At 59.4% G+C, this 7558-nt stretch carries 7 protein-coding genes; 6 read left to right on the top strand and 1 reads right to left on the bottom strand.

Annotated elements, in window-relative coordinates:
* From ACFQNJ_RS17325 to ACFQNJ_RS17310, 4 genes are all read left to right on the top strand, one after another.
* The coding region (locus ACFQNJ_RS17325) for a hypothetical protein (RefSeq protein ID WP_382259813.1) at window positions 1-279 on the top strand (279 nt) is incomplete at its 5' end.
* A gap of 229 nt (window positions 280-508) precedes the next feature.
* Window positions 509-1804: a sensor histidine kinase gene (locus tag ACFQNJ_RS17320; protein WP_382259811.1), complete on the top strand. Its 1296-nt coding sequence runs from the start codon at window positions 509-511 to the stop codon at window positions 1802-1804.
* On the top strand, window positions 1801-3036 hold the full coding sequence (locus ACFQNJ_RS17315; protein WP_382259809.1) for a response regulator: 1236 nt from the start codon (window positions 1801-1803) through the stop codon (window positions 3034-3036). Before ACFQNJ_RS17320 ends, ACFQNJ_RS17315 begins: the two co-directional genes overlap by 4 nt.
* An 8-nt stretch (window positions 3037-3044) precedes the next feature.
* On the top strand, window positions 3045-3743 hold the full coding sequence (locus tag ACFQNJ_RS17310; RefSeq protein ID WP_382259807.1) for a helix-turn-helix transcriptional regulator: 699 nt from the start codon (window positions 3045-3047) through the stop codon (window positions 3741-3743).
* Here ACFQNJ_RS17310 and ACFQNJ_RS17305 read toward each other — a convergent pair.
* Complete coding sequence (locus ACFQNJ_RS17305; protein ID WP_382259805.1) at window positions 3728-5071, bottom strand: RNA-guided endonuclease InsQ/TnpB family protein; 1344 nt, start codon at window positions 5069-5071, stop codon at window positions 3728-3730. The two genes, ACFQNJ_RS17310 and ACFQNJ_RS17305, sit on opposite strands and share 16 nt — an antisense overlap.
* A gap of 44 nt (window positions 5072-5115) precedes the next feature.
* Between ACFQNJ_RS17305 and tnpA the strand changes: the two genes are divergently transcribed.
* Together tnpA and ACFQNJ_RS17295 are read left to right on the top strand one after the other, a co-directional pair.
* Entirely contained in the window at window positions 5116-5529 is a 414-nt protein-coding gene (gene tnpA, locus ACFQNJ_RS17300; protein ID WP_382259803.1) for an IS200/IS605 family transposase, read from the top strand.
* A 1264-nt stretch (window positions 5530-6793) separates the two neighbouring features.
* Window positions 6794-7552 carry a nucleotide-binding protein gene (locus tag ACFQNJ_RS17295; protein ID WP_382259801.1) on the top strand — a complete coding sequence of 253 codons (759 nt, stop codon included), beginning with the start codon at window positions 6794-6796 and terminating at the stop codon, window positions 7550-7552.
* Window positions 7553-7558 lie beyond the last annotated feature (6 nt).

Raw genomic sequence — 7558 nt, 5'->3', positions numbered from 1 at the left:
GCTCACGTGCTGTTCGGCCGCAGCTTCGGCAGTGCACCCGACGTTGAGTGGGACCGCATGCGAGAAGCCTTTGAAGAGGTCGAGTTCTTTTGCCTTCACAAGATGCCGGCCTGCCCTTCTCGCTACCGCTGGCTCATGGTGGCAAAGCTCTACTCGAGTCCACTGCCGCTCAGCACAGTAGGTACGCCAGGCGATCGACGTGTTGCCGATTTCCTAGCCACAGTCCTCGACTTGCTCAGCCCTGACAAAAGTGCGCTGCAGGGGAAACCCAAGGGCTAGGAACTGCACTTCGGACGGGGGCAAGATCGCGCCCTGCATGCACCCCACCTTGGCCGGCAGTACAAATACAATTCGTTGCTTTCAGCGCTTGGGCGCACCGCTGCAAGTTTTCGTCGTTGATGTCGATATGGACCATAAGGTAGCGGGTCTCTCCGGCACGCAGACCTACAGGGTGTACCGGTTTCACACAAGCTGCCCGAGTACACCCGAAAGAACCACCCTCCCCTTCATGTCCCTCCGGCACGCCATCAGCGAAACGTTGTTTGGGCCAATCGAGTACATCAAAGATCACTCGATGACACGGGTGCGTGTGTACGGTCTGGTGGCCATGCTGGCTCACCTGCCGATCTGGTACATCTGGACTTACCTGTACCCGCAGCCCTACGAAAACCTCTGGCTTCGCGGCTTCAACACGTTGCTGGGGGGCGTGCTGGTCTGGATGTCCTTTCGTTTCGACATCGAAAGCAAGGCTCTGCGAATTGGCTACTACCTCATCCTCACCTTGGAAACGGCATTTGTAGCTGCATGGTTCACCCTGGCCAACGGCTCGAACGACTGGTGGATCGCATCTAGCTGTGTCCTCACCCTCCTCTATCTCAGCGCCACAGATTGGCGCCTCGCTGTCGCTGGGATCGGCGTTTCATGGCTGGCATCCGTCATTCTTGTACCGGTCGTCGAAGGCATCCCATTCGAGGAGGCGGTCGGCGGTGCCTTCACCGGTGAAGGTCTGACCATCTACCTCTTTGCTGTGCTGGTGGGTACGCTCTCCCACGCCATCGACGTGGACGTGCGGGATGTGCGACAGCGTAGCCATCTGAGAGCTTTGGGTGTGGCGGCGCACGAGTTCCGAACGCCCCTGGCCAGCATCGCCCTGCTGGTGCAAGGACTCAGCGCCCGTCTCGATGCCCTCCATCACCGCAATCGCATTGACCGATCGTCCTACACCGATCTCGTCGACGTGGTGGCGGACATTGATCGTGGCGTGCATCGGATCCAAAACCTCGTTCGTTTTCACCTATCCAACGCCAACAGTGAGCAGGTTTTCCAGTCGACGGAAGACGTTGATGCAGCCTCGGTGGTGGGTCGCAGCGTTCACAACTTTGAGCAGACTGAACCTGGGCGAAGCGGCCTCATCAAGGTTCAGGCCGTCCACACCTTCACGACCCGAATCAACCAGACAGCGCTGGAGCAGGTACTAAGCAACCTTCTTGAGAACGCTCACGTCGCCTTGCTAAAAGCAACGCCCTCCCCTGCTCCAGGCTCAATAAGGATCCGCCTGGACGTGCATGGCCCGTGGGGCGTTATCGCCGTCTCAGATGACGGTGTCGGCATCGACAAGGCAGACCACAAGCGCATCTTCCAGCCTTTCGTGACCTCCAATCAAAACCACGGACATGGGCTTGGCCTATCGTTCGTCGACCAGGTGGTGCGTAGCGTCAAAGGCGAAATCGATGTCGACTCAGCACCTGGCCGCGGGGCCACGTTCTCGGTCAGGCTACCCAGACTACAAGGGACTCCCGAATGACATTCCCCCTGCTCAAGACCCCCCAGCGCGTTCTCTATGTCGACGACAAGGGCTCTTTCCTCGAGGCACTGAGAAAGAGCCTCCCCTTTACGCATTCAAGGTACTTCTCCACCTCCCCTGAGACTGCGGTTTACCGGATGGAGGCCGAGGGGGTTCACTGGAGAAAGCTGGAAGCACTACTAGCTGAACCGGCAGCGCCGGATTTCAACGAGCGTCGATTCGGCATGGCCAGTCGGGTGATTGCGAGCCATTTTTCGTCCTGGTCGCGGTTCAACCTCACGTCGGTGGTCGTCGTCGACTACAGCATGCCCGTCATGAACGGCCTGGAGATGATCCGTACTTTGGGCGCCTGGCCAGGCCGTCGCATCTTGCTGACGGGCGAAGCCGACTACAACGTGGCAGTCGCTGCGTTCAATGCCGGCCTCATCCAGCGCTTCATTCCCAAAGACCAGCGCGATCTCGTGACGGTGCTGCGCAAGGCCTGCGATGAGATGCACTCGACCGTCTGCGCTCACATTGGCCAAATGCTGCGCCCTACCCTGTCCCAGGAGAACAAGGACCTGCTGGACACACCAACGGTCGCAGCCGCTCTCACCAAAAAGATCGACGAACTCATGTGGGACGAATATGTGGTGATCGGTCGCCCCTTTGGGCTGCTGGGTCTATCGCACGACGGCCCGCTTCAGTGGCTTCAACTGGAAACCACTGACTCACTGGAGCAGCTTGCAGAAATCGCGTCTGAAGACGGTCTACGAGGCATTGACGTTGACGGGATCCGCTCTGGTCAGTTCATCTTGACCAGCGAGATTCACCGCGAACTTGAATTGAACGGCGAGCCTCCGCTAGTCGAGGCGGAGATCATCCACGAGCACCCCACCCTTTACTGCGGTGTCTACGACCTCCCTCACAAGCCAGTGACAGCGGACGTCTACGGGTTCGATGACATCATCGCCCCAGCAGACGAAGCACATTCGCTCCTGAGAGACCTTGCTGCCAGCCATACCAGCCTCAGTGCAACAACCATTGACAACCGTGCAGAGCCCAGCGAAGCGATGCGCCGCTATCTCAAGGAACAAAGCGTCGGGGTGACCGATGTCGATACGGTTCTAAAACGCATCGGCAGCTTCGTCAAACAGTCACCCATCCACCGCGACGCATTGAGCACTGCTCTACTCAAGTCGGGACTGCCCAACGATCTCAAGAGCCTTGTGACTCGCAGTATGCAAGGGTGAGGACAGCGATGAACATGCTTGATCTTTCATCGTCTGCCGAAGCTAACCGGGGTAGCACCGGTGCAGACGATTTCGAGGCAGAACATCTCAACGACTTGCTAGGATCTCTGTCCCACATCCATGCCCTGGGTATTGTGGTGCTCGGTCCAGACGACGGCGATCGGGAAGCTGGAAGAGTTCTTTACGCCAGTCATCCAGCGAGATTCCGGACGGTCGGTCAACTGCTCGCCGAGAGCGACGACTACGGACGCGCATGGCGTGATGCGCTCTCCCCTGCAGCCGCCTACGTGAACCTGAGCAACCACGCTGACGAAGGCAAGCCTTGGACTCGGCGTTGCGCAGAGGCGGGCGTACTTTCTTTCGTTCGGGTGGACTTGGCTACATCCATGGACTGTGGCTATGAGGTCTTCGTCTTCATGGGTACAGAGCAGTCGAACCGGCAGGCCGCTGCAGAGGTGACCTATGCCGTGATGGGCCTCTCCCCCGTCTTGCGGATGGCCCTTCCTCACATCAAGCTTGAGATCACCGACCGTGAGCGTGCTGTGCTTCGCGCTGGAGCTGAAGGCCTCACAGCGAAGGAAACCGCTGACCGTCTCAAGACCACGGAAAGAACGGTTATTTACTACTGGGATCGTATTCAGTCCAAGCTGAATGCGCGTAACAAGGGTGCAGCCCTCATCAGGGCTGCCACCTACGGTTTGCTATGAACTACTCCACCCAAGCTTGCGCTTGGGTGAAAGTTTCTGGTCGCGCCTTGCGCGACCGGGCCAGTTCCTGACCCGAGTTTGTCCCACCAGACGCCTTCATAGGCGTACCGCAGCATGGTCCGAGCGGCGTTCTCGTCGCGCTCGTGCTCTGCGCCGCAGGCGCAGCGCCAGCGGCGCTCATCCAGCCGTTTGGGACTGGCCGCTCCACAGCAGTGACAGCGCTGGGTCGGCTTGACCGCGCGGGTGGGGATTTCGATGAACTTCGAACCAGCCTCTTCCGCTTTGTACCGAAGTTTTTGGAGAAAGCCACCGGGGGCGGCGTCCAAGAGGGAACGGTTCAGGCCTGCCTTGGCCGCCGCTCCATTGGGCAGGTACTGCGGCTCATCGGCCGCTGCGCCCTCGTTGGGGCGCGCCTTGGGCGCGCGCACCAGATTGGTCAGAGCCAGCTCCTCGGTCACGATGAGGCCGAAGCGCGCGACCAGGCGCGCGCTGAGCTGGTGATAGAAGTCGTTGCGCTGGCGCGCCACCTGGCTGTGAAGCCGCCGGCGCCGGACGTAGGCCATCAGCAGCGCGCAGCTGGGTTTGGCGTTCTTGGGGACTTTGGATTCCAGCGCGCTGATGATGCGCTGGGTCTCCTGGATGGCCTGGAGCTTGCGCTTGAGCCAGCGCGGGTTCTCCACCGTCTGGACCTCGCCCGCCATCGGGTCTCCGACCACCTGCGTGAGCAGCGTGGTCAGGCCAAAGTCGAATGCCATGCTCTGTTGCCCGCCTTGGCGGGCAACGGCCGTCTCGGCCACCTCAAAGGTCACGCTCAGGTACCACTTGTGGCCCTGGCGAAAGACCTCCGCGGTCTTAGGCACGCCCTCGAAGCGGGCGCGCCCCCGCAGCGAGACGGTGCCGACGGCGCTCAGGCGAACGGCGCCAAAGCCCGCACCCTTGCGCAACAGCGTCCAGCCGTCGCCGTGGGCCTTGTAGCCCCAGCCGGGGTAGCGCTCGATGCTCTTGAAGCGCGGGTAGCCCGGCGTCTGGCCGGCGGCCAGACGCCGAAAGAACGCATCGAACGCGCGCACCAGGCGCTCACCGGTGACCTGGACCGACTGGGCCGTGGTGCGCTGGGCTATCCAGTCCTGCGTGTTGCGCACGAGCCGGGTCGCCTCGTTCACGCTGGTGCGGGTGAAGGCGGGCAGGCCCGCCTTGTAGCGCAGCCGCGCGGTCTCCAGCAGCGTGTTGTACAGCTTGCAGTGCGCCACCAGGGTTCGCCCCAGGGCCACCTCCTGGGCGGCGTTTGGGTACAAACGGAAGGTGGCCTTGCGGCGGACGGAGGTCACTTGGTTATCGAAAAGGATGTGTGTAACCGATAGCGAGCTTCTTTATGCCACAGCAAGCGTTCAAGACCCTCTACCACTATACTTATTCGCTCCAGTACCACTTGGTTGTTGTGACAAAGTATCGGAAAAAGTGCCTGACGGGCGCCATGCTCGCCGAGCTGCGGGAGATATGCGAGCGTCACCTCCAGCTCAAGGAAGGCCCGCTACTCGAGTTCAACGGCGAGGCCGACCACCTCCACCTGCTCCTCGAGCTGCCGCCCAAGGTGGCGTTGTCCATGGCCGTCAACAGCCTCAAGACTGTCACTGCCCGGCTGATGCGCCGCGACCACGCGGCGTATCTCAAGAAGTTCTACTGGAAGCCCGCGCTGTGGAGCCGAAGCTACTTCGTCGCCAGCTGCGGAGGAGCGCCCCTTGCCGTGATCAAGCAATACGTCCAGCAGCAAAGCGCGCCCCACTAGGCCAAGCGTTGCGCCCCTTCACCTCCCACCAAAGGCCGCCTGCGGCGGCCCTTGGAAGGAGCACTGGGGCGCGTTTGGTAGAAAACCCAGATCCCTGAGTACTCGGCACCCTGCCCCCATTTTCACCGGTGAAAATGGGGGTTTCTCTTTGGGATACGCGACAGTGCTCGATCACCACCATGATCCCATCGATCGCTCGAACATTGTCTGGCCAGGCCTCTACCTCACACTCCACAGAAACACGCAAAGACGGCAATTAGCCCAAACGCCCGCTTTCACCGGTGAAAACCCTGAAGTGCGTTCGACAACACCTTCACCGCGAATGCACCACCACGTTCGCGCCTTGACGTGAAACACTCACGGCACCCCAGACCTGAAGGCTCCGTTTTCACCGGTGAAAAGTGGAGTCCTGGAATCTCGACCTAGACACTTCAGGGAATCGATTCATCACCTCATGCACCAACAGGGGCGTCGAGCCACACCCCTCCATCGGGAGCGCCCTCGTTTTCACCGGTGAAAACGAATACATGTCGTCGACTTGAGTCAGTTGGCGATGACTCCAGGCGACCCACCACCGTCATGACGCGCTGGACCATGACTGCTCAACCAACAGCCTAAAGCAGCCATCACCTTTTCACCGGTGAAAAGTCACCACGGAGATCAACCTTGAACCACAGGCGCCCCTCAACAGAGCGCGCAGAACGACAGTCTCCGCCCCACCTCCATGCCGGGAGCGTGTCGCACCACCATCTGCTGACTTGGCTTCGACCCACACCTCGCTGAGCCGACACACCACTAGACCAGATTTTTCACCGGTGAAAAGCTAAGGGCAGCCTCCCATGCATCAACACTCGCCCAACTGCACATCGAGTCACCGGCATTCATCGGCCAGCAACCTTGGGGAAGGCGCCACCGCATCGCCATGTATGGACCGCGTTTTCACCGGTGAAAAGTCGAAGCACTATCGAGCGCGGGACTCACAAGCAACCCTACACCAGCTCAACGAAAGCCCTTTCCTCCGCTCACTCTTCGGAAACATCGTCCGCAGAATGCCTCGTCTTCACCGGTGAAAACTCTGCGAAGACATAAGAGACATGGGCGCTACAGAACGGCCTGTCTACTGATCATTGCCTGAAGCAACCACGATGTGCAGGAGTCTTTGCCAAGCCTTGCCCAAACGCGTCAGACCAAAGACCGTAGCCATGCAGACACAACGAGGACGGATATCGTAAAAAATAGTTGTTATCGTTAGACAAACAGACATTTGAAAAATATAATTGAGTCCAACAAAACATCTTTGTTTAACTACCGTTTATTAGTGATTGATATGATCATTACCATTGGTGCAGAGAAGGGTGGCGTAGGTAAAAGCACGCTGGCGTTCAACCTCGCGGCCTTTTTCGCGAACCAAGCTGTCCCAGATCCTGTGACCAAGAAGAAGAGGCCAGCGAAGGTGATCCTGGTCGACACAGACACCACGCATACCTCTGCCCAGTGGCAAGCCATGCGATCCCACATGCAGCTACAGGAGACCTTCACCGTCGTGGAGGCAACTGTTCAGCCTGCACCCACCATCATTCAGCTCTCCACTCAATACGACGCGGTGATCGTTGATGTGGGTGCACGTGACTACGACCGACTCGCTGAGCTGGCTCGCATTTCCGACTTGTGGATCTCTCCAACGAAAGTAGGGCAGGGGGATCTGGCCTCCACGCTTCGCATGGCGCAAGCCTTCGCAACGATCAATGACAAGCACAAGAGCGGACGTATTCCTCTGTGCATCCTGGTCAATGCGGTACCAAATGTGTGGAACAGCAGTGAAGGCCAGGACGCCATCGATGCCCTGACGCAGGCAGTACCCACAGGTGTGGTCCTCAAAACGACGCTCAAAGATCGACGCGTTTGGCGCGATGCACACAAGGCTGGCAAGAGCATCTTCGAGATGCCAGCTTCTGCACGCGACAAAGCCGAGGCTGAGTTTGTCGAGGCCATTCAGGAAGCACTTGGCGCCTACGCCGGTTGAGGAGAA

Origin of the sequence: Hydrogenophaga bisanensis (genome assembly GCF_042665135.1) — a bacterium.
Taxonomy (GTDB): Bacteria; Pseudomonadota; Gammaproteobacteria; order Burkholderiales; family Burkholderiaceae_C; genus Hydrogenophaga; species Hydrogenophaga bisanensis.
Note: the sequence above shows the minus strand (reverse complement) of the source record. Positions and strands in the feature narration are given on the sequence as shown.

Bases quoted from the DNA above. Each gene is read 5' to 3' on its own strand.
- ACFQNJ_RS17320 (WP_382259811.1), top strand. From the start codon at position 509: ATGTCCCTCCGGCACGCCATCAGCGAAACGTTGTTTGGGCCAATCGAG.
- ACFQNJ_RS17315 (WP_382259809.1), top strand. From the start codon at position 1,801: ATGACATTCCCCCTGCTCAAGACCCCCCAGCGCGTTCTCTATGTCGAC.
- ACFQNJ_RS17310 (WP_382259807.1), top strand. From the start codon at position 3,045: ATGAACATGCTTGATCTTTCATCGTCTGCCGAAGCTAACCGGGGTAGC.
- tnpA (WP_382259803.1), top strand. From the start codon at position 5,116: ATGCCACAGCAAGCGTTCAAGACCCTCTACCACTATACTTATTCGCTC.